Annotated in this window: 18 protein-coding genes and 1 pseudogene; 7 read left to right on the top strand and 12 right to left on the bottom strand. The window is 52.3% G+C overall.

Features of this window, described 5'->3' with window-relative positions:
• Window positions 1-30: 30 nt before the first annotated feature.
• The 9 genes from ptrA to rppH form a co-directional block, all read right to left on the bottom strand.
• Window positions 31-2922, bottom strand: coding sequence for a pitrilysin (gene ptrA / locus O1Q98_RS16625; protein ID WP_125258591.1), 2892 nt, complete (start codon window positions 2920-2922; stop codon window positions 31-33).
• A gap of 134 nt (window positions 2923-3056) precedes the next feature.
• The gene (locus O1Q98_RS16620) at window positions 3057-3434 is read right to left on the bottom strand and encodes a prepilin-type N-terminal cleavage/methylation domain-containing protein (protein ID WP_240632730.1); all 378 of its coding nucleotides are present in this window, start codon (window positions 3432-3434) and stop codon (window positions 3057-3059) included.
• Window positions 3418-3978 (bottom strand): YgdB family protein, encoded by a 561-nt coding sequence (locus tag O1Q98_RS16615; RefSeq protein ID WP_240632729.1) that lies wholly within the window; start codon window positions 3976-3978, stop codon window positions 3418-3420. Before O1Q98_RS16615 ends, O1Q98_RS16620 begins: the two co-directional genes overlap by 17 nt.
• The gene (locus tag O1Q98_RS16610; RefSeq protein ID WP_125258590.1) at window positions 3968-4561 is read right to left on the bottom strand and encodes a prepilin peptidase-dependent protein; all 594 of its coding nucleotides are present in this window, start codon (window positions 4559-4561) and stop codon (window positions 3968-3970) included. The genes O1Q98_RS16615 and O1Q98_RS16610 overlap by 11 nt, the downstream gene beginning before the upstream one ends.
• On the bottom strand, window positions 4555-5115 hold the full coding sequence (locus O1Q98_RS16605) for a prepilin peptidase-dependent protein (protein WP_240632728.1): 561 nt from the start codon (window positions 5113-5115) through the stop codon (window positions 4555-4557). The genes O1Q98_RS16610 and O1Q98_RS16605 overlap by 7 nt, the downstream gene beginning before the upstream one ends.
• Window positions 5116-5293: 178 nt before the next feature.
• Window positions 5294-6088, bottom strand: coding sequence for a thymidylate synthase (gene thyA / locus O1Q98_RS16600; protein ID WP_125258589.1), 795 nt, complete (start codon window positions 6086-6088; stop codon window positions 5294-5296).
• A 32-nt stretch (window positions 6089-6120) separates the two neighbouring features.
• Window positions 6121-6984, bottom strand: a complete 864-nt coding sequence (lgt, locus tag O1Q98_RS16595) for a prolipoprotein diacylglyceryl transferase (RefSeq protein WP_125258588.1) — start codon at window positions 6982-6984, stop codon at window positions 6121-6123.
• 324 nt (window positions 6985-7308) lie between these two features.
• On the bottom strand, window positions 7309-9555 hold the full coding sequence (ptsP, locus tag O1Q98_RS16590; RefSeq protein ID WP_125258633.1) for a phosphoenolpyruvate--protein phosphotransferase: 2247 nt from the start codon (window positions 9553-9555) through the stop codon (window positions 7309-7311).
• Window positions 9556-9569: 14 nt separating this feature from the next.
• Window positions 9570-10097 (bottom strand): RNA pyrophosphohydrolase, encoded by a 528-nt coding sequence (rppH, locus tag O1Q98_RS16585; protein ID WP_125258587.1) that lies wholly within the window; start codon window positions 10095-10097, stop codon window positions 9570-9572.
• A gap of 734 nt (window positions 10098-10831) precedes the next feature.
• On the opposite strand from rppH, the gene mutH reads away from it, so the two are divergent.
• The 4 genes from mutH (at window position 10832) to O1Q98_RS16565 (ending at window position 13958) form a co-directional block, all read left to right on the top strand.
• Window positions 10832-11518, top strand: a complete 687-nt coding sequence (gene mutH, locus O1Q98_RS16580) for a DNA mismatch repair endonuclease MutH (RefSeq protein WP_125258586.1) — start codon at window positions 10832-10834, stop codon at window positions 11516-11518.
• Between the two features lie 110 nt (window positions 11519-11628).
• Window positions 11629-12333 carry a TerC family protein gene (locus O1Q98_RS16575; RefSeq protein WP_125258585.1) on the top strand — a complete coding sequence of 235 codons (705 nt, stop codon included), beginning with the start codon at window positions 11629-11631 and terminating at the stop codon, window positions 12331-12333.
• Window positions 12334-12518: 185 nt separating this feature from the next.
• Entirely contained in the window at window positions 12519-12737 is a 219-nt protein-coding gene (locus tag O1Q98_RS16570; RefSeq protein WP_125258584.1) for a YgdI/YgdR family lipoprotein, read from the top strand.
• 180 nt (window positions 12738-12917) lie between these two features.
• Entirely contained in the window at window positions 12918-13958 is a 1041-nt protein-coding gene (locus O1Q98_RS16565; protein ID WP_125258583.1) for an NADP(H)-dependent aldo-keto reductase, read from the top strand.
• 105 nt (window positions 13959-14063) lie between these two features.
• On the opposite strand, the gene O1Q98_RS16560 is transcribed toward O1Q98_RS16565, so the two are convergent.
• From O1Q98_RS16560 to trmB, 3 genes are read right to left on the bottom strand one after another with little or no spacing between them, the layout of a single operon-like run.
• A complete protein-coding gene (locus O1Q98_RS16560; RefSeq protein ID WP_125258582.1) occupies window positions 14064-14804 on the bottom strand; it encodes a YggN family protein in 741 nt (246 codons plus the stop codon).
• A gap of 50 nt (window positions 14805-14854) precedes the next feature.
• Window positions 14855-15199: a YggL family protein gene (locus O1Q98_RS16555; protein ID WP_125258581.1), complete on the bottom strand. Its 345-nt coding sequence runs from the start codon at window positions 15197-15199 to the stop codon at window positions 14855-14857.
• The gene (gene trmB / locus O1Q98_RS16550; RefSeq protein ID WP_125258580.1) at window positions 15199-15918 is read right to left on the bottom strand and encodes a tRNA (guanosine(46)-N7)-methyltransferase TrmB; all 720 of its coding nucleotides are present in this window, start codon (window positions 15916-15918) and stop codon (window positions 15199-15201) included. Before trmB ends, O1Q98_RS16555 begins: the two co-directional genes overlap by 1 nt.
• A gap of 157 nt (window positions 15919-16075) precedes the next feature.
• On the opposite strand from trmB, the gene mutY reads away from it, so the two are divergent.
• From mutY to mltC, 3 genes and pseudogenes are all read left to right on the top strand, one after another.
• Window positions 16076-17170 carry an A/G-specific adenine glycosylase gene (mutY, locus tag O1Q98_RS16545; protein ID WP_125258632.1) on the top strand — a complete coding sequence of 365 codons (1095 nt, stop codon included), beginning with the start codon at window positions 16076-16078 and terminating at the stop codon, window positions 17168-17170.
• A gap of 2 nt (window positions 17171-17172) precedes the next feature.
• Complete coding sequence (locus O1Q98_RS16540) at window positions 17173-17445, top strand: oxidative damage protection protein (protein ID WP_125258579.1); 273 nt, start codon at window positions 17173-17175, stop codon at window positions 17443-17445.
• Between the two features lie 55 nt (window positions 17446-17500).
• Window positions 17501-18584 (top strand): annotated as a pseudogene (gene mltC / locus O1Q98_RS16535) (membrane-bound lytic murein transglycosylase MltC).
• Window positions 18585-19032 lie beyond the last annotated feature (448 nt).

The raw sequence follows: 19032 nt of genomic DNA, 5'->3' as shown, positions 1-19032 counted from the left end.
ACCATGCGCAACGTCAGCATCATACAGTGATTAATGTGAACCGGTTGTCGGGCGGCTCGTCAACGTCAACGCCTGCTGTAACGCAGAGGTTGACGGGTATGTTTGCCACTCTGCAGGTCTGGCATAGTCTGCATTTTCCTGCGCATGGCCCGAAATCTGCGATAACAACGCTAGTCCCTGCGGCTGCAAAGCCTGACGGAAAAAATTCAGCAGTTCTGGCGCAGAGGTCGCCGCAATCTGGCCTATCAGTTGCTGTCTTGTATCAAAATCGCTATTTTCCCTATCTACATCCCCGCGCAGCCGTGCCGCCTCCTCATCCAGCGTCTGTGGCGGGTGGCTTAATGTATTGATTAACCCTTGTTTATTTTGCGTGAAATCAGACTCACTCATCGCTTCAAGGCGTTGTTGCGCTTTAGCAAAAAAGTCCTGATAACGCTGATAAAGATACGCCGGTTGTTGGCTATTACTTTGCAACAGAAAACCGATGCCCCATTGCTTATCAAGAGCAACAGGCGTGGCAAACACGGCGTAACCGAGTTGTTCATCAGTGCGCAATTGGGTATAGAACCAGGGGTGAATAATTTGGCCGAGCAATTTACTGTAAGCCGCGCTCTGAATTTCGCTGTACCCGGAAGGAATATATACCGCCGCCAGCGCCGAGTCTGTGCCAGCCACCCGCTGCTCAAGCAACGCGCGCTGTGGTTTACCAACCGTCACCGATTCGCCATGCCACCATTGCGTACCGCCACATCCGAGTTGCTCACGCAAACGCTGCGCCAGGCTGACAACATCAGCTTGCGCCACATTCCCGACCACTAACATTTCCGGCGTCGCCTGCTGGAGCAAAGCATTACGGTATGCAACTAACTCCTGCACAGTAATATCCTGAAGCTGCTTACGGCGCTCGCTGCGCTCACTATACGGCACCACGGACAACCCTCGCAGCGGGAACATCGCCTGCTCATAGGCTTTTGCTTTATCGGCCGCCTCAAGCTGCTCGGCATACCACGATTTCGCCTGCTCCAGTTGCTCCTGGGTCGGATTAAAGCTGGCGTACTGTTGTACCAGCGACGTCAGTAGCGCGGGTAAATGCTGAGTATAACCACTCGCTGTCATCACCAGACCATCATTGCTGCCGGTAGAGAAACTGATTCCCCCGACCGATGCCTGATAACTCAGCGCATCTAACGCGACCCCCGCCAGATAATCATTGAGCGCAAACAGCACCTGATGACGGGGCGAATCACTGGCGATACGGTTACGCAGCATCAGGGTGATGTTCGCTTTAGGTTCACTGGCAAAATAGCGGCTCGGCATGTAAAAAACGCGCAACCCCGCCTCATCAACGATTTTTTTCGGATGAGTCAGTGCCGCATCCGCTGTAATCAGCGAGAAATCATCAGGAATATAGGGGTTCAGTACCGGCAAATCTAACGTCATGGACGCTGCTATGTTTTGCCAGCGGCTAAAACGCGCATCATCGATTTTGTCCACCTGATAAGGCGCATCGACAAAATAGGCTTTTCTGTTATGCGGTTGCTCCGGGCTTATCAGCCAGAGGCGTGCATTCTGTGGCGTCATGGCCGCCAACCGATGGTGAATTGCCGCCGGGTCGAATCGGTCGGCAACATAGGGCCCTTCAAGGATATATTCCACCGGTAAACGCAACAGACTATCAGCCAGCCACTCCACATAGTCCATATCCCTTCTCATTGAGGGATAGCGAAAATCAATGCCCAACACCCGGGATATTTCATCAAAATACCCCTGCTGAATCCCCTCTTGACGGATTTTTTCAAGATAGTGAAACACAGCGGCAATCACATCATCCTGTTGCGCCAGCCCTTTGTCGGTCAAATCAACGCTGATGTTGAATACCCCGCTGTCGCGCTCGGACATGGGATCAGAGCTGGCGCGTATCGATTCCGCTAACCCCTGGCGTTGCAGCCAGTCAGACAAAGTATTGGGGCTACGATTGCCTAACAGATAGCTAATATAGGTATCCGTTTTACTGCGAAACGCCTGATTATCGTTAGCAATTCTGAACTCTATCTTCAGTTGTTTACGTGGCTGTGCCGGAACGTAATGAATCAGTACGCCACGTTGCTCCTCTGTCACCACTGGCGCAGTAATAGGCGGTACGCTGGCTTCATGATTGGCGATACGCCCAAATGTCGATGCCGCAATAGTGGCCAACTCAGGTAATGATGCCTTACCGTAAATGACCCCTTTCATTAAATTAGCGGAGTAATAACGCTGGTAAAAACGCACCAGTTCATCGTGCAATTTACTGCCTGGCTTGTCGCTGAGGGTTTCCAGATTCCCCCCGGCAAAGCGAGCGCCGGGATGATCAGGGTTAATGGTTTCGGCTTCCACCTGCTCCATGCGTAACCCATCGCGTGCGCGGGCCATAGTCAGTTCGGCATTCACCGCGTGACGTTCTCTGTCTGCATTCACCGGGTCAAGTAACGGTGCCGCAATCGCATCCGCCAGCCGGTCAACGGCCATAGGCAACGCATCATTTTCCACTTCCAGATAAAATGCCGTGCGGTAAGAGGCGGTGCTGGCATTATGGCTACCGCCATGCATTTTTAAAAACTCAGCCAACCCATCAGCCTGCGGATAACGTTGCGATCCCATCAGCAACATATGCTCAAGGTAGTGAGCCAGGCCCGGCTGCTGAGGCGGATTATCGAGAGAGCCGACAGGCAATGCCAATGCCGCCAGCGAGTGGGCGGCTTGCTCATCAGATATCAGCAACACCGTCATCGCATTATCAAGACGAATGGCCTGATACTGCCGGGTATCTTTTTCACTCTTGCGAATTGTCTGGGGAAGTGGTTGCCAGCCATCAGCCGCATAACTTAGCGGGAACCAGAAAAAAAGCAGCACTGCGCTTAACCAACCACATACCTTCCGCATTCCTATCTCCCAAAAACGTCAATTGTTACCAAATAGCCTCTGCCACTACTCACGCCCTACGCCCGCTTGTGATATTCGAGCACGCCTCAGGCAACACCGTGACCACCGCCCCACTACGTCATGTGTTATGCCCGTTAGCCCGTTGCGGGTTGCTCATGGCAAAACCAACGCGTCAGCAGAGCCCGATAGCGATAGGGGGTTTCAATTGTCACCGTCACGCTTCGACACACAGGCGGGTGGTTTTGTTCAATTCGCTTAAGATGCCAGCCTGGTTGCAGGGCAACTATCTGCGGGTTATCAGGCATATTCTCGGCCTCAAGATACTGATGTGCGAGTCGCCATGCCTGACGTTGCTGTACCTGAAACACCAGTGATTTTACTAACACCTGATGATATTGCAGCAATCCGGTCAGCAACACCGAAAAAACCAGCGCTGCAACCAGCGTTTCCGGCAGGCTAAAGCCTGCTGCACCAGAGGTATGCCATGACAGGTGTTTAGCGCGATGGTACACAGATTGATGCCTCCGGCACAGGGCAGATATCCAGCCAACCGCCTGCCAGTGGCTGAATCTGTAGGACGGTGTGATCCACCAGGATAGTCACCCGATGATACACAACAAGCGGCTCGTCACGCCCGTCCAGTCGGCCTTCGCCACGTAACACGCCAATACGCGGCGCCTCATCGCCTCGGCGAGGATTCTCTTCAGCAAGTGATGCATCCGGTACAGACAGGCAAGCATATAGCGTTAACGCAGCCAGCGTCTGGCACTGCTGATTTTCGCCCGGCTGCCAACGCAGGCTCATCCCCCAATTGAGTGATGACAGGGCCAGATTAAATGATTGCCAAAAACGCTGTTCTTCCACACCATACTTCAGTTGGCTATCTAACTGGCGTTGCAGGCCAGATAACAGCAGTAATCCGATGGTCATCGCCAGCATGACGACCGCCAGAATACTGCCTTGCTCTGGATGCGCCGCAAAAGATGACTTTGCCCCGGTGATGTTTATCGCCATGAGATGGCCAGGGCGTCGTTGATGAATATGACTATCTGGCATGATTTCTCCCCACCACCAGGCTCTGCGCTCGCCACTGTTTTCCAGGCCTCCCCACCCAATACCCTTCCAGCACAAGCCGATAGCGCGGTAGCACGCCTGATGACAACGGCAGAACACGAAATTGCGTGATAACCACTTCTGCCGGATCGAGTAATTTTTCCCAGCGGTTTCCCTGACAGTTCGGCCCTCCCGTTTGCACTTCCAGAACCTTCTCACGCAAGCGATAACTGAAAAATTCCGGCTCTTGCTCGCTGTGGTTTTCCCACCGGCCATTACGGTTCACATCATATGCCAGACTCAGGCAGCTAACCTGCCCGTCGCCATCGAGTTGCAGCGTCAATGCGCGCCCCTGACAACGCCCGTTGCAAAAGCCTGCGCGCCGAATGTCTTTTTCGATGCCAAACATCGCCTGATTAAACATCTGTTCCAGGCGTAATTGGTTCGCGTTGTCCTGAATACGTGCGCGCAGTAACGGCAGTATTTGAGCAACGGATAGCATCACCATGCTGCCAACCGCCATTGCCAACATCATTTCCGGTAATGTAAATCCAACCGCAGCTACCCGCCGGACGTGATTTAGCATAGTGGTATTCCCTGTACAGAAAAGGCTTCGCTGCAAAGACGTAAGCGACCTCGCCCCGATATCACCAAACGTACCTTCCCCGCCGGGTTACGCAACGTTAAATGGCCGGATTGCGCAGCATTACGCACGCCATAAAACACCACGCGCGGACTTGTGCTCTCCTGCAACGCTACGTCTTGATGTAGACGGTAATACACCACGCTTGCCGGATTATCACAGTCTGTTGATGACTCCGTTGACACCAGACACCATGCCTGCGCTGAGGACTTTATCCACAAAGACAACGTTTGATTACGCCAGTTAGCCTGCGCCTGTATCCCGGTTAATACGCCAAGAAGCTGCCGGGCCTGCTGCTCTAATTGCAACAGTTGACGATAAGCCTGCCAATGGTATAGCCCTGATCCAGTGAGTAGGGCTATCACCGTGAGCACCAGCATCAGTTCCGGCAGGCTAAAGCCATTCTGTCGTCGTGTGTTATTGTTCATGGCCGCCATTCTAAAACGCGGTGCGGCGATAACCAGCGCCCTGGCACCGGATTGCGCAGCGTTACGCAATCAATCGCGCCATTGAAGAAAACCGACAAAGAATTTGCGCAGTGACACACAGAAAATCGAAAAAATCGAGGGATAAAAAAACCCTGCCAGCATTGCTGACAGGGTTTGATGTCGAACATGGGCCGAGCAAAGAAACCGCCGGGCAGCCGCGAAGCGTACCCAGGCCGCACGTTACGCGTTAGATGGCGACCGGGGCCTTAATCGCCGGATGCGGGTCATAGCCTTCAACCTCGAAATCCTCAAAGCGATAATCAAACAGCGATGCCGGACGACGTTTAATCACCAAACGCGGCAACGGCCGAGGCTCACGACTGAGTTGCAGGCGCGCCTGTTCCAGATGATTGTTATAAAGGTGCGTATCCCCACCAGTCCAGACAAAATCCCCTACCTCCAGATCGCACTGCTGCGCCAGCATGTGTACCAATAGCGCATAACTGGCAATATTAAACGGCAGGCCAAGAAAGACATCGCAGGAGCGCTGATACAGTTGGCAGGAGAGTTTGCCATCGGCGACATAAAACTGGAAAAACGCATGGCAAGGTGCCAACGCCATTTTGTCCAGCTCACCGACGTTCCAGGCTGAAACAATAATACGGCGCGAATCCGGGTCCTGTTTTAGCTGCGTCAGGACGGTTTGCAACTGGTCAATCTGGCGTCCGTCAGCAGCCCCCCAGGCACGCCACTGTTTGCCGTAAACCGGGCCTAAAGAGCCGTTTTCATCTGCCCACTCATCCCAGATGGAGACATTATTCTCGCGCAGGTAGGCGATATTGGTATCCCCGTTCAAAAACCATAACAGCTCATGAATGATCGAGCGTAAATGGCAGCGCTTGGTTGTCACCAGCGGGAAACCGTCACGCAGATTGAAACGCATCTGATGCCCGAAAATAGATAATGTTCCGGTACCGGTGCGGTCATCCTTGGGGGTTCCCTCATCGAGCACTTTTTGCATCAGATCAAGATACTGTTTCATACCACCTCATCTACTTAATTTTCTATCGATAATCATGAGCGGGCTGGCTGACGGCGGTATGCCCACACCATCATCAACACCCCTGCCAGCACCATCGGCAGTGACAAAATCTGCCCCATGCTGATTCCGCTAAACAAGCCAAGTTGAGCATCTGGCTGGCGGAAGAATTCAACAATGATACGAAACGAGCCGTAACCTATCAGGAATAAACCAGAGACGCTGCCCATCGGGCGAGATTTACGAATAAACACATTCAGAATAATAAACAGCACTATCCCTTCCAGCACCAGCTCATAGAGCTGTGACGGATGGCGCGGCAGTACACCGTATTGAGTAAAGATGGCCTGCCACTGCGGGTTTGCCGCCGCCAGCGCCATATCTTCACCACGCGAAGAAGGAAATAGCATCGCCCAAGGCGTATCCGTGCTCACTCGTCCCCATAACTCACCGTTAATGAAGTTACCCAGACGACCGGCCCCGAGACCAAACGGGATAAGCGGTGCCATAAAATCAGCGACCTGGAAGAAATTGCGGCGAGTCCGGTGAGCAAACCACAGCATCACGGTGATGACCCCAAGCAGGCCGCCGTGGAAGGACATACCGCCATCCCACACCCGGAACAGGTAGAGTGGGTTGGCTAAAAAATTAGGGAAAGCATAGAACAACACATAGCCGAGCCGTCCACCGACAAAGACACCGAGAAAACCGAAATAGAGCAGGTTTTCCACTTCTTCTTTGCGCCAGCCGCTATTGGCTTTCCCTGCCCGGCGCACCGCCAGCCACATGGCAAACACAAACCCGACCAAATACATCAATCCGTACCAGTGCAGGGATACCGGCCCTATCGAAAATATCACCGGATCAAACTGGGGAAATACCAGATAGCTTGTCGTCATCGATCACCACATTGATTATTGCTTTGATTGCCGCCTTATCCCTGACATCGGGGGCGATTTAGCGCTTTTCATTACACTGCGTTTCACGACACAGCGTTACACTGACAGCGTTCACTGACCGCCGCGCGCGGTTGCGCATGATAGCATAGCTGGTCAACACGGGTGGTGGCGACGGGATAAAAGAACTGTAAACATTATGATTACAGCAGCCGTTAGGCTGACAGGCATACCGTGGCAGGCATACAACTGACCGTGCAAAATAACGTGCAAAACAACGCGGGAGAGCTCACCTAACAGATGGGATAACGCGATGAAAGTAAAAGATTAACGCCCACCGCGAATCAAACCGCCCAAACCGCGTTCTTCAATAAAAATCGACACCCACTGGCGGACTTCGCTGGCGGTTTGAGCCGTAAGCACTTTTTGTGCCAGCTGGCGCGATTCATCAGCGCCAACGCGCCGCAGCAGGTATTTAACGCGAGCAACGCTACGCCCGTTCATACTTAACGTTCGATAGCCAAGGCCGGTTAACAGCAACGCGCCCATCGGCTCGCCGGCCATTTCCCCACACACGGACACCGGCAATTGATATTCCTGACAGCGGGTAATAATCAGATGTAAGGCTTGCAACATCGCAGGATGCAGGCTGTCGTAAAGCGCGCCTACGTGGGGATTGTTGCGATCAACCGCCAATAGATACTGCGTCAGGTCATTGGTGCCGACCGAAACAAAATCAATGCGTGATGACAGATGCGACAGCAAAAACAGCACCGACGGCACTTCAAGCATAATACCAATACGCGGCCTGGGAACAGGAAAGCCTAGCGTTTCAGACACTTCCGCCTGCGCCCGCTCAATCAGCCTTTTTGCTTCGTCAATTTCATCAAGGCTGTTTATCATCGGCAGCAGAATGCGAAGGTTGCCAATATGCGCATTAGCGCGCAGCATCGCGCGCACCTGAATCATAAAAATTTCCGGTTGATCGAGCGTGACGCGAATGCCACGCCAGCCAAGGCACGGGTTTTCTTCGCTGATAGGCAGATAAGGCAACTGCTTATCCGCCCCGATATCCAGCGTACGCAACATGACTGGGCGCGAGGGGTATAAACGCAGCATCCCTTCGTACTGCATCATCTGCTCTTCTTCCGAAGGGAAGCCATTTTGCAGCATGAAAGGAATTTCCGTACGGTACAAACCCACTCCATCAACTTGATTGATAAAGCGTTTCTCATGCTCTGCACTCAAACCGGCATTGAGCATCACTTCCATGCGCTCACCGGTTTTCAGCACCGCCGGGCGTTCCATATCGTCTTCCGCCAGCCGGGTCAGCTCGTTTTCCTCACTCAGCAGACGCTGATACTCCTGCACCAGCACCGGTTCTGGGTCAACCAGTAACTCCCCCCGGTATCCATCCAGCACCAGCAAGCGCTGATGCAATAGCTCAGGCTGGATATCCGCATCCATCAGGGTCGGGATCCCCATGGCTCGCACCATAATGGCGGCATGAGAATTGGCAGCCCCGTCATAGGCGACGACACCTGCCAGCCGCTCCTGCGGCACTTCGGCCAGCAAGGTGGCCGTTAGTTCATCAGCAACCAGAATAAAGCGTTCCGGCCACTGGCCGTTACTTTGCGCGTTATCATCAAGATGAAACAGCAAGCGCTGGCCAAGCGCCCGTAAATCGCTGGAGCGATCACGCAGGTAAGTATCTTGCAGGCTGGCGAACTGGGCAGCAAAGCGCTCAATCACCACTTTTACCGCCCATTCGGCTACGCTACCGGTATCCACTTCCTGAAACAGATCGCGTTTCAGGCGCGCATCGTTAAGCAGATGAGAGTAGAAATCAAAAATAGCGGCGCTCTCTTTTTGCGCACTGGCGCTAAAGCGCTTGCTAAAACGGCGAAATTCGGCGGCGGCTTCTTCCATCGCCACCACTAAGCGAGATCGTTCACGATCGCTATCAAGACTTGAGGCCGGGAACACCAGCTCCAGCGATGGTTGACTGCGATCCTGCCAGCCCGGTGCAATCGCCACGCCGGAAGAGGCCACCATTGCTTTAATTCGCGTTTGCCGGTATTGACCAAACAGCGCTTTCATTTGTGACTGAGACAAAATAGCCGCCATTTGGGTCGCCAGCGTCACCATAAATGACTCTTCGTTCTTATCAAACTGGCGATGTTCACGCTGCTGTACCACCAGTACACCCAGCAATTGACGCCGATGAATAACCGGTACACCCAGAAACGAGCGAAAGTGCTGTTCACGAACGGCGGGAATAAACTTAAAACTGGGGTGGCTTTGGGCATCAGCCAGATTGATGGGCTCGGCGCGCTCACCAACCAGACCAACGATCCCCTGGCCAAAGGCCAGAGTAATGGTGCGGCCGCGCGGTTTTTTCAGCCCGCGCGTCGCCATCAGGTAGTAGCATTGACGGTCATTATCCGCCAGATAAATGGAGCAGACCTCGGTGTCCATCGCCTGACAGGTTTCATTTACCAAAATTTCTAATGCATCACTCAACCGGGCTGCGGCAGCCACTTTCTCGATAATTTCTCGCAGTCGCGTGAGCATCATGATAAATCGAATTATCCTCGTTTTCGCCGGGCACCAGAGGGGATTTTAACAGCCGAATTTTCCTGTAATTGAATAACCGCAGCCGCAAATTCCTTCATCACTTTTCGGTAAACATCACGTTTGAACGACACAACCTGACGCACCGGATACCAATAGCTCACCCAGCGCCAGCCATCAAACTCCGGCGTACCGCTGCTTTGCATATTAATATCAGACTCATTACACATTAACTGTAGCAGAAACCATTTCTGCTTTTGGCCGATACACACCGGTTTTGTATCCCAACGCACCAAACGTTTTGGCAATTTATAGCGCAACCAGCTTCGTGTGGAAGCCAAAATACGAACGTCCTTTTTCCGCAGTCCCACTTCCTCGAACAGCTCACGGTACATGGCCTGTTCCGCGCTTTCTCCTGGGTTTATTCCCCCCTGGGGAAACTGCCAGGAGTGCTGGCCGTAGCGACGAGCCCACAATACCTGGCCCTGCCGATTACAAATGACAATACCAACATTCGGGCGGTAGCCATCATCGTCGATCACCGGACTACCTCAGTAAACAAGAATGTAAAGATGACCCGATTGTTTCACACTCCTGACAGACGGTAAACTCCCGCTTCACATCCATCCTGATAAGCGTCTCATTGCCCCTTTTTTCCCTTCTTTGACTGATAAAACGCGGTTAACCCACAGATGATTGCCAAGTTATAAACATCTCGCCAGTGAACAAGGTATTTTATTCACTTTTTCTGTGGACATCTTTGTGAAGAACATCATGAAAAAGTGCGTAAAACCTGTTTCAACTTAATTTAGCTCGTCAGAAATCAGAAAAAATAGCTATTTCCTTTCAACTAATTAAACCTCATTGACGGCATTTTTTCGTCTCATCCACCAACTGTGATCGCGCGCAACATTCAAAATGGCTAAAGATCGCGCGACCGGGCCGTTATCCACAGCGCCCAGACGAAAAGCAGACAAAAAACCGCCAGAACCAGTAAATACGCCCCTCGTCAAGGCTGTAAATCAAAACAGTGATCGTGGGTTATCCCGGTTATCCCAAAAATCTGTGGATAACATAGTGTAAAATCCTGTTCATTGTCGGTGGCTTGTCATGAACAAAACCTGAAGGCATGATCTTCACGCCATCGATGATAGGAAAAATCACAGCAGAATCATGCTATTATTGTTTTTTATCGCCGCAGTATACCGTTCACGGTAATTCGGCGATATTGGCGGTTATTTTTTAACCAAAACCTTCAATAACCGATGAGCGCGTCATGCAGACTCCAATACTTCATCAGCAGCCACCGGATAGCGAACGTGCGCTTATGCAACGCGCACAAGCACTGGCGGGCTATTCACTTGCCGAGCTAGCCCGGTTTGCCCGGCTGCCGCTGCCCGCCAACCTCAAGCGAGATAAAGGCTGGATTGGCACCTTACTGGAGCGTTTTCTTGGCGCCAACGCTGGCAGCAAGCCCGAGCAAGATTTTCCCGAGCTCGGCGTAGAACTCAAAACTATCCCCATTGATGAACAAGGACGCCCGCTGGAAACAACGTTTGTCTGTGTCGCCCCCCTGACCGGCAATAGCGGCGTAATCTGGCAGAACAGTCATGTACGTCGAAAACTGGCCAGAGTGTTGTGGATTCCCGTTGAGGGGTCGCGCTCCATCCCGTTGGGCGAGCGCCATATCGGTTCTCCTTTGCTGTGGAGTCCAAATGAAGAGGAAGAGAGGCTGTTGCGCCAGGATTGGGAAGAGTTGATGGATTTGATTGTGCTGGGAAAAGTGGAGAGTATCACCGCGCGTCACGGCGAAGTGCTGCAACTGCGTCCCAAAGCCGCTAACAGCCGTATCTTAACCGAAGCGATTGGGGAACACGGCCAGCCCATCATGACTCTCCCTCGCGGTTTTTATCTGAAGAAAACCTTTACGACGCCATTATTAGCGCGCCATTTTTTGCTGTAACTCGCGCTCACCCCCATGTCCCTCTCTGACAGCATAAATCCCGCTTGCCTGAGTAACCGTGAGGCAGAGATAATACTCATTTACGATTCGTTTAAGGATGCACTGAGATAATGTTCGATTGGATTGCAGACCCTAACGCCTGGCTGGCTCTGGCGACGCTCACCCTGCTGGAAATTGTTCTGGGTATTGATAACATCATTTTTTTATCACTGGTCGTCGCCAAACTCCCCAAACATCAACAAAATAGAGCCCGCCGCATCGGATTAATGGGTGCAATGCTCATGCGTCTTGGGTTGCTGGCGTCTATCGCCTGGGTTATCAAGCTGACCAATCCGCTGTTTAGCGTTTTTGGCCAGGAGATTTCAGCCCGTGACCTCATCTTATTTCTTGGTGGCTTGTTTCTTATCTGGAAATCCAGCAAAGAGATTCATGAAACCATTGAGGGTGGCGGCGAAGCCAACACCACACAGGTACACTCCTTTCTGGGCGCTATCGTGCAGATTATGCTGCTAGACATCATCTTTAGTCTGGATTCGGTAATTACCGCCGTCGGCCTGTCTGACCACCTGTTTATCATGATGTCTGCGGTGGTGATTGCCGTCGGAGTCATGATGTTTTCCGCGCGAACGATTGGCGAATTTGTTGACAGGCACCCTTCAGTAAAAATGCTGGCGCTGGCTTTCCTGATTCTGGTCGGCTTTACACTGATATTGGAAAGCGTCGATATTCATGTACCGAAAGGGTATATCTATTTCGCCATGTTCTTCTCAATGTCAGTCGAAGCGCTCAATCTTATTCGGGCTAAAAAGCCGTGATTCACGCAGGATAAGCAGTCTAAAATCAGTAAAATATGAGAGGGAAAACGCCAACACGCTATTTCCCTCTCTCTTTTTAACTATCTTTTTAATTTTTTTACCTTAAATCCTAACCACAATCTGATAACGCTTTGCTAGACTGACAAGACGTTCAATTTTTTTGCTAAATAACAGGTACATTTGGTATGCACCACCGGTTTATCTCGGCTTTCGTGCTGATGTCTCTCTTTCTGCTCAGTGGTTGTACCCGCCACTATGTCATCGCCACCAAAGAAGGGCAGATGCTATTAGCACAAGGAAAACCGGCTCTCGACCCGGCTACCGGCCTGCTCAGTTATACTGATGAAGATGGCACATCACATCAGATTCGTCATGACGATGTCTCTCAAGTTATTGAGCGCTGAAGCCATGTGACGCTTTGCGCTCCTCACGGGAAACGCCTTACCTGGCCGCACCGTTCTCACCGTTTTTCTCCTGATTTTTCCGGTATAAAGAAGCTTCCCCCCTCGCCTCGGCTTGGTTATAGTCGCCAGTGAGGTGCCACAGGCACCTACCTTATTCAGAAGAATAAAAAGGAAACTGCAATGCACTATCATCGTATTCCCCACAGCAGTCTGGAAGTCAGTACGCTGGCACTTGGCACCATGACCTTCGGTGAACAGAACAGCGAAGCGGATGCGCATGCTCAATTGGATCTTGCTGTCGCCAGCGGGGTAAACCTGATTGACACCGCAGAAATTTACCCGGTGCCGCCGCGCTCAGAAACTCAGGGACTGACAGAGAGTTATATCGGCTCCTGGCTGAAAAGCCGTGGCGGGCGAGAAAAACTGATCATTGCAAGCAAAGTAGCAGGCCCGGTACGCACCAATGACAACAGCCTGCGCCCGCAGCAGGCGCTGGATCGCAAAAATATCCGCGCAGCGCTGGATGAGAGCTTAAAGCGCCTGAATACCGATTATATCGACCTCTACCAGTTGCACTGGCCGCAGCGCCAGACCAACTGCTTTGGGAAACTCAATTATCAATACACCAGCGAAAAACCAGCCGTCACCCTGCTCGAAACCCTGGAAGCCCTGAGCGAACAGGTCAGAGCGGGCAAAATTCGCTATGTGGGGGTTTCTAATGAAACGCCGTGGGGAGTGATGCGTTACCTGCAACTGGCGGAAAAACACGATTTACCGCGCATTGTCTCCATCCAAAACCCCTACAGCCTGTTAAACCGTAGCTTTGAGGTTGGGTTGGCGGAAGTCAGTCAGCATGAAGGCGTAGAGCTACTGGCCTACTCACCGCTGGCGTTTGGTACGCTAACCGGCAAGTATTTGCACGGCGCGAAACCTGCCGGTGCCCGCAATACATTATTTAGCCGCTTTGTGCGCTATTCTGCCCCCCATACTCAGCAAGCGATTGCCGAGTATGTCGCTCTGGCGCAAAAACATGGGCTTGACCCGGCACAAATGGCGCTGGCGTTCGTGCGTCAACAGCCGTTTGTCGCCAGTACACTGTTGGGCGCAACCACACTGGCTCAATTACAAACCAATCTGGACAGCCTGAATGTCACGCTTGGCGACGAGTTACTGGCAGAGCTGGACGCTATTCATCGACGTTTCACCATCCCCGCGCCTTAACCCGTCTTGCAGGCTTTACGCCCGTAAAGCCTGCGCTAACTCATTGCTAAAACGGTATATGATAGAGACGCTGCACCAGCCTGGCTGTGTCGTGGCCGGTCAGCGCTAAGATTTGATGGCTTGCAATAACTGGGTACGCTGATTTTCCAGCGCGGTGACGCGGTTACAAACATCATGGCCAAAGCGCTGGAAATCAGATTCCTGATTATTCCATTCGGCCTGAATCGCTTTTTGCAAGCCACCCAGATTTCCCATCATCGCTTGCAATGGGTTGCCGCCGCTGCCTATTTGCTTGCTGCCCATTTCATTGAGGCTATCTTGCAGCACGCCACCCATCGCGCGCTCGACAAGCTGCCGCCCCTCTTGTTCCACCTGACGAATAGCCTGATGGTGGAACGCCAGCCCATCAGCACGGTGTTCAATAATCCGATTCATTTGCTGCTTTAGCTGCTCATCAAGTGAGGTAAGACGGCTGCGAACATGGCTGTCAGCGCCGAGCTGCTGCACAATCACCTTATCCAAGGCTTGTCTTGCCCGCTCCAGACGCTGCCGGGCGCCATCATCAATCCACGGCAGTTGCTGGCGCAACTCCGCCTGATAAGCCTGCGCCTGCTGGCGCTGCGCCGCCGTTAGCGACACCGCGCGGCCATCACGCTGCACATCGCCTTGGGGGGAAATCTGCACATCGCCGCTTACGCCGGTTAAGCTCACGCTTTGTGGGGTAATGGTAATGTCATCCTGCGGATTGACGTTGCACTGATACGCTGCCTGCGCCTGTCCGGCCAACAGCATCAGGGTTGCGATAAACACGTTACGTAATGTCGTTTTATGTTGATGCAACACCATAAAAACTCCTGAAAAAACGGCCTGATATCAGGCCGGGGAAACGGAATGTTTTAAGCGAGATTCGCCGGGAGATCCCACCAAATATCGAACAGATCGCTGACGGTCACGTCTGTCAGCTGATGCGCTTGCAGCCAGTTTTTCACCAGCTCGCGATGCGCCTCAGTACAATTACCTAATTTTTGCAGACACACCAATCCCTGCCATTGCAAGTAACCGCTGCCTTCAAAAGCCAACCCGTTCGGCTCAATGACTTCATCGACGAACACATCCAGCAGACGATCGATATCGGCGACATTCGTCTGCGGCGCAAAGCGCCAGCTCACGGCAAAACCAAATTCCTGAAACTCATCAATGTGCAATTTTTTACGTAAACGACGACTGCGATTTGTAGCCATTATTGCTTCCTCTCAAACATAAGATCCCATACGCCATGCCCTAATCGCTGGCCGCGCGCTTCAAATTTGGTTAATGGCCGCGATGCAGGACGCGGCACATAATCATCAGTGGCTGACACATTGTGATACCCCTCAACTGCACGCATCACATCAAGCATATGCTGCGCATAAGGCTCCCAATCTGTCGCCATGTGGAACACTCCGCCGATAGCCAGTTTGCGCTGTACCTGCTCGACAAAAGGCGTCTGGACAATACGACGCTTATTATGGCGCGCTTTGTGCCACGGATCGGGGAAAAACAGCTGCACCATTGCCAGCGAGCCATCTGGAATCATGTTATCCAGCACTTCCACCGCATCATGGCACATGACGCGCAGATTACTGACCCCCGCTTCCTGAGCTGCGCCAAGGCACGCGCCAACGCCCGGCAGATGCACCTCAATACCGATAAAGTTCTGCTCCGGGTGCTGCTGCGCCATCGTCACCAGCGAGGCTCCCATGCCAAAACCAATCTCCAATACGACAGGGGCTTGACGTCCAAACAGCGCGGTAAAATCCAGCGCATCAGGTTGGTACTCCACTCCCATACTCGGCCAGAAACTATCCAGCGCCTGTTGCTGCCCTTTAGTCAGGCGACCCTGACGACGCACAAAACTGCGAATTTTGCGCAGCGGGCGTCCGTGTTCATCAAATTCCGGGGAGATGACGTTATTGATCATAGTGCGTTCAGTCAGCCTCGTGGGTTTTAAAAACGCGCATTATCCAAGGATACGGGTGTTTAGCAAGTAGCCACAGGTGGAAAGTTCCGGTTTACACTACATTCACTCTGTGCTGGAATCGCTATCAAATTTTTACCTGCCGGATAACAACACCGCTATGATGCAAGCGCAACCGTTCGCGCACCAGGTGCTGGAGTGGTATGACCGCTACGGCCGCAAAACCCTGCCCTGGCAACACGAAAAAACGCCCTATAAAGTTTGGCTATCCGAAGTGATGCTGCAACAGACGCAGGTCAGTACCGTGATACCTTATTTCGAGCGTTTTATGGCACGCTTTCCAACCGTAGCTGACCTTGCCGCCGCGCCGCTCGATGATGTGCTGCATCTGTGGACCGGGCTGGGTTATTACGCCCGCGCCCGTAATCTGCATAAAGCCGCCCAGAACGTTATGTCACACCACGGCGGCGAATTTCCTACCCGCTTTGATGATGTGGCGTCCCTTCCCGGCGTAGGCCGCTCAACAGCCGGTGCTATTCTGTCGCTATCACTCGGGCAGCACCACCCCATTCTTGATGGCAACGTCAAACGTGTGCTGGCGCGTTGTTATGCCGTCGCCGGATGGCCGGGAAAAAAAGAGGTAGAAAAGCGACTCTGGACACTGAGCGAAACCGTCACGCCGGCTCAAGGCGTCGAAAAATTTAATCAAGCGATGATGGATTTGGGCGCGATGGTGTGTACCCGCTCTCGCCCGAAATGCGAACTCTGCCCGCTTGCCAATGGTTGCCAGGCCTATGCCGAACAGAGCTGGAGCCAGTACCCAGGCAAGAAGCCCAGGCAGACACTGCCTGAAAAGCAGGCCTTTTTCTTATTGATTCAGCAGGGGCAGCATGTCTGGCTGGAACAACGGCCAGCCGTGGGGTTATGGGGCGGGCTCTACTGTTTTCCACAGTTTGAGACATCAGAAAAATTGACTGACTGGCTACATCAACGCAGCATAAAACCAGAAAAACTACGGCAGGGCATAGCATTTCGTCATACATTTAGCCACTTTCACCTTGATATTGTACCAATGTGGGCCTCGCTACCTGACGCTGCCGCCTGCATGGATGAGGGTGCCGGTCTCTGGTATAACTTAGCGCAGCCGCCATCAGTCGGGCTGGCCGCCCCCGTCGAGCGCCTGTTGCGCCAGTTGACTCAGCCAGCCTCTCTTTTTGCTGATGCCGACGAACACCATCGAGATAATGAGGAATAAGCATGAGCAGAACGATTTTTTGCACCTTTTTACAGCGCGATGCCGAAGGGCTTGATTTCCAACTCTACCCCGGCGACGTGGGTAAGCGTATTTATAATGAGATCTCCAAAGAAGCATGGGCGCAGTGGCAAACGAAACAGACCATGCTGATTAACGAGAAAAAGCTCAACATGATGCATGTCGAACACCGCAAATTGCTGGAGCAAGAGATGGTGCAGTTCCTGTTTGAAGGCAAGGACGTGCAGATCGACGGCTATACCCCTCCGCAACATTAACTGACAGGGGGCCATCAGGCCTTGATGCGTCTCTGACCCCTTACGGCTTTATACGATGAAGAAACTGTTCGTTTTGCTGTTTATTGCCCCTTTGCTGGTCGGTTGCTCTGGCAAGAAAAACAACGAATACAATGAGGCATTAGTCAAAGACACCAATGCCTTTGATATTCTTATGGGGCAATTTGCCAACAATATTGAAAATATCTGGGGATTAAACGAGGTTCTGATCGCCGGCCCCAAAGACTACGTGAAATACTCCGACCAATACCTGACGCGTAGTCACGTCAACTTTGACGCCGGCACCATCACCATTGAAACCATTTCATCAACCAACTATCAGGCCAGCCTGCGTCAGGCCATCGTGACCACGTTGTTGATGGGCGATAATGCCAGCAATACCGATTTGTATTCCGATGCCAACGACATTCAGATAAGCCGTGAACCGCTGCTATACGGCCAGGTGCTGGATAACACCGGCCAACCGATTCGCTGGGAAGGCCGCGCCGGAAGCTTCGCCGACTATCTGATTCAGAACAAATTGCAGCGCCGTACCTCGGGCATGCGGGTTATCTGGTCTGTCACCATGCAACTGGTACCAAACCATCTGGATAAACGCGCGCATAAATACCTGCCGATGGTACGTCAGGCTTCTGAACGCTATGGCATTGATGCATCGCTGATCCTCGCCATCATGCAAACGGAATCCAGCTTTAACCCTTATGCCGTCAGCCGCTCTGATGCGCTGGGATTAATGCAGGTGGTGCAGCACAGCGCCGGGCGTGATGTGTTCAAAATGAAAGGCAAATGGGGGCAACCGAGCCGCAGCTATCTGTTCGACCCGGAAAGCAACATCGACACCGGCACAGCCTTATTTGTCGATGCTGAAAAACATCTATCTCGCCGGTATTCAAAACCCCACCTCACAGCGCTATGCCATGATAACGGCCTATAACGGCGGTGCGGGTAGCGTTCTGCGGGTATTCTCCAATGATAAAGACACGGCATTTGGCATCATTAATAGCATGTCGCCAAACGAGATTTACCAAACGCTGACCACGCGACATCCTTCTGCCGAATCACGCCATTATTTATACAAAGTGAATAACGCACAGAAAAACTACCGCGCCTATAGTCGTTAGTCATCACCCCGCAGGAGGGGCTTCACCGTCCCTCCTGTTTTTCACTCTTCCCGTCACGACACTCAGGGTTCACAAAAAACGTTCACAAAACAGAACGCCCATAGAAAAACGCCCATAAAACCGCCATAGCAAACGATTGGTTACAGTCATAAGCAAACGCTATATCGACCCCATTAGGCAGCAATTAACACCAATTAATGATGTGAAAATAGATTTAAAAATTAAAAAACAAAAGAGAAATCGCACAAAAGCAAAATAAAACCGGGGTATTCAGGCAGGGAATTTTTGCCTCAGCGGTCAGGAAACGGTAGCATCGCTGGCGTTTTTACCTCGTCGGGAAGGCGGGGGGAAAACTATCCACTCAATAAGTCAGGCTGTCACACCGCGCAACACGGCTGTGCGGTGATAACACAGCCCCATTCTCCTGAATGACAGACAAGGGAATCAA

The sequence above is a fragment of the Dickeya lacustris genome (assembly GCF_029635795.1).
Classification (GTDB): domain Bacteria; phylum Pseudomonadota; class Gammaproteobacteria; order Enterobacterales; family Enterobacteriaceae; genus Dickeya; species Dickeya lacustris.
The sequence above is the reverse complement of the archived record's forward strand: the minus strand, read 5'-3'. Positions and strand labels throughout refer to the sequence as shown.

Excerpts from the sequence above, each read along its gene's own strand:
- O1Q98_RS16555 (WP_125258581.1), bottom strand. The coding sequence starts at position 15,199 with ATGGCTACAAATCGCAGTCGTCGTTTACGTAAAAAATTGCACATTGAT.
- mutH (WP_125258586.1), top strand. The coding sequence starts at position 10,832 with ATGCAGACTCCAATACTTCATCAGCAGCCACCGGATAGCGAACGTGCG.
- O1Q98_RS16575 (WP_125258585.1), top strand. The coding sequence starts at position 11,629 with ATGTTCGATTGGATTGCAGACCCTAACGCCTGGCTGGCTCTGGCGACG.
- O1Q98_RS16570 (WP_125258584.1), top strand. The coding sequence starts at position 12,519 with ATGCACCACCGGTTTATCTCGGCTTTCGTGCTGATGTCTCTCTTTCTG.
- mutY (WP_125258632.1), top strand. The coding sequence starts at position 16,076 with ATGATGCAAGCGCAACCGTTCGCGCACCAGGTGCTGGAGTGGTATGAC.
- thyA (WP_125258589.1), bottom strand. The coding sequence starts at position 6,088 with ATGAAACAGTATCTTGATCTGATGCAAAAAGTGCTCGATGAGGGAACC.
- O1Q98_RS16565 (WP_125258583.1), top strand. The coding sequence starts at position 12,918 with ATGCACTATCATCGTATTCCCCACAGCAGTCTGGAAGTCAGTACGCTG.
- ptrA (WP_125258591.1), bottom strand. The coding sequence starts at position 2,922 with ATGCGGAAGGTATGTGGTTGGTTAAGCGCAGTGCTGCTTTTTTTCTGG.
- O1Q98_RS16560 (WP_125258582.1), bottom strand. The coding sequence starts at position 14,804 with ATGGTGTTGCATCAACATAAAACGACATTACGTAACGTGTTTATCGCA.
- O1Q98_RS16540 (WP_125258579.1), top strand. The coding sequence starts at position 17,173 with ATGAGCAGAACGATTTTTTGCACCTTTTTACAGCGCGATGCCGAAGGG.
- O1Q98_RS16615 (WP_240632729.1), bottom strand. The coding sequence starts at position 3,978 with ATGCCAGATAGTCATATTCATCAACGACGCCCTGGCCATCTCATGGCG.
- trmB (WP_125258580.1), bottom strand. The coding sequence starts at position 15,918 with ATGATCAATAACGTCATCTCCCCGGAATTTGATGAACACGGACGCCCG.
- O1Q98_RS16610 (WP_125258590.1), bottom strand. The coding sequence starts at position 4,561 with ATGCTAAATCACGTCCGGCGGGTAGCTGCGGTTGGATTTACATTACCG.
- lgt (WP_125258588.1), bottom strand. The coding sequence starts at position 6,984 with ATGACGACAAGCTATCTGGTATTTCCCCAGTTTGATCCGGTGATATTT.
- ptsP (WP_125258633.1), bottom strand. The coding sequence starts at position 9,555 with ATGCTCACGCGACTGCGAGAAATTATCGAGAAAGTGGCTGCCGCAGCC.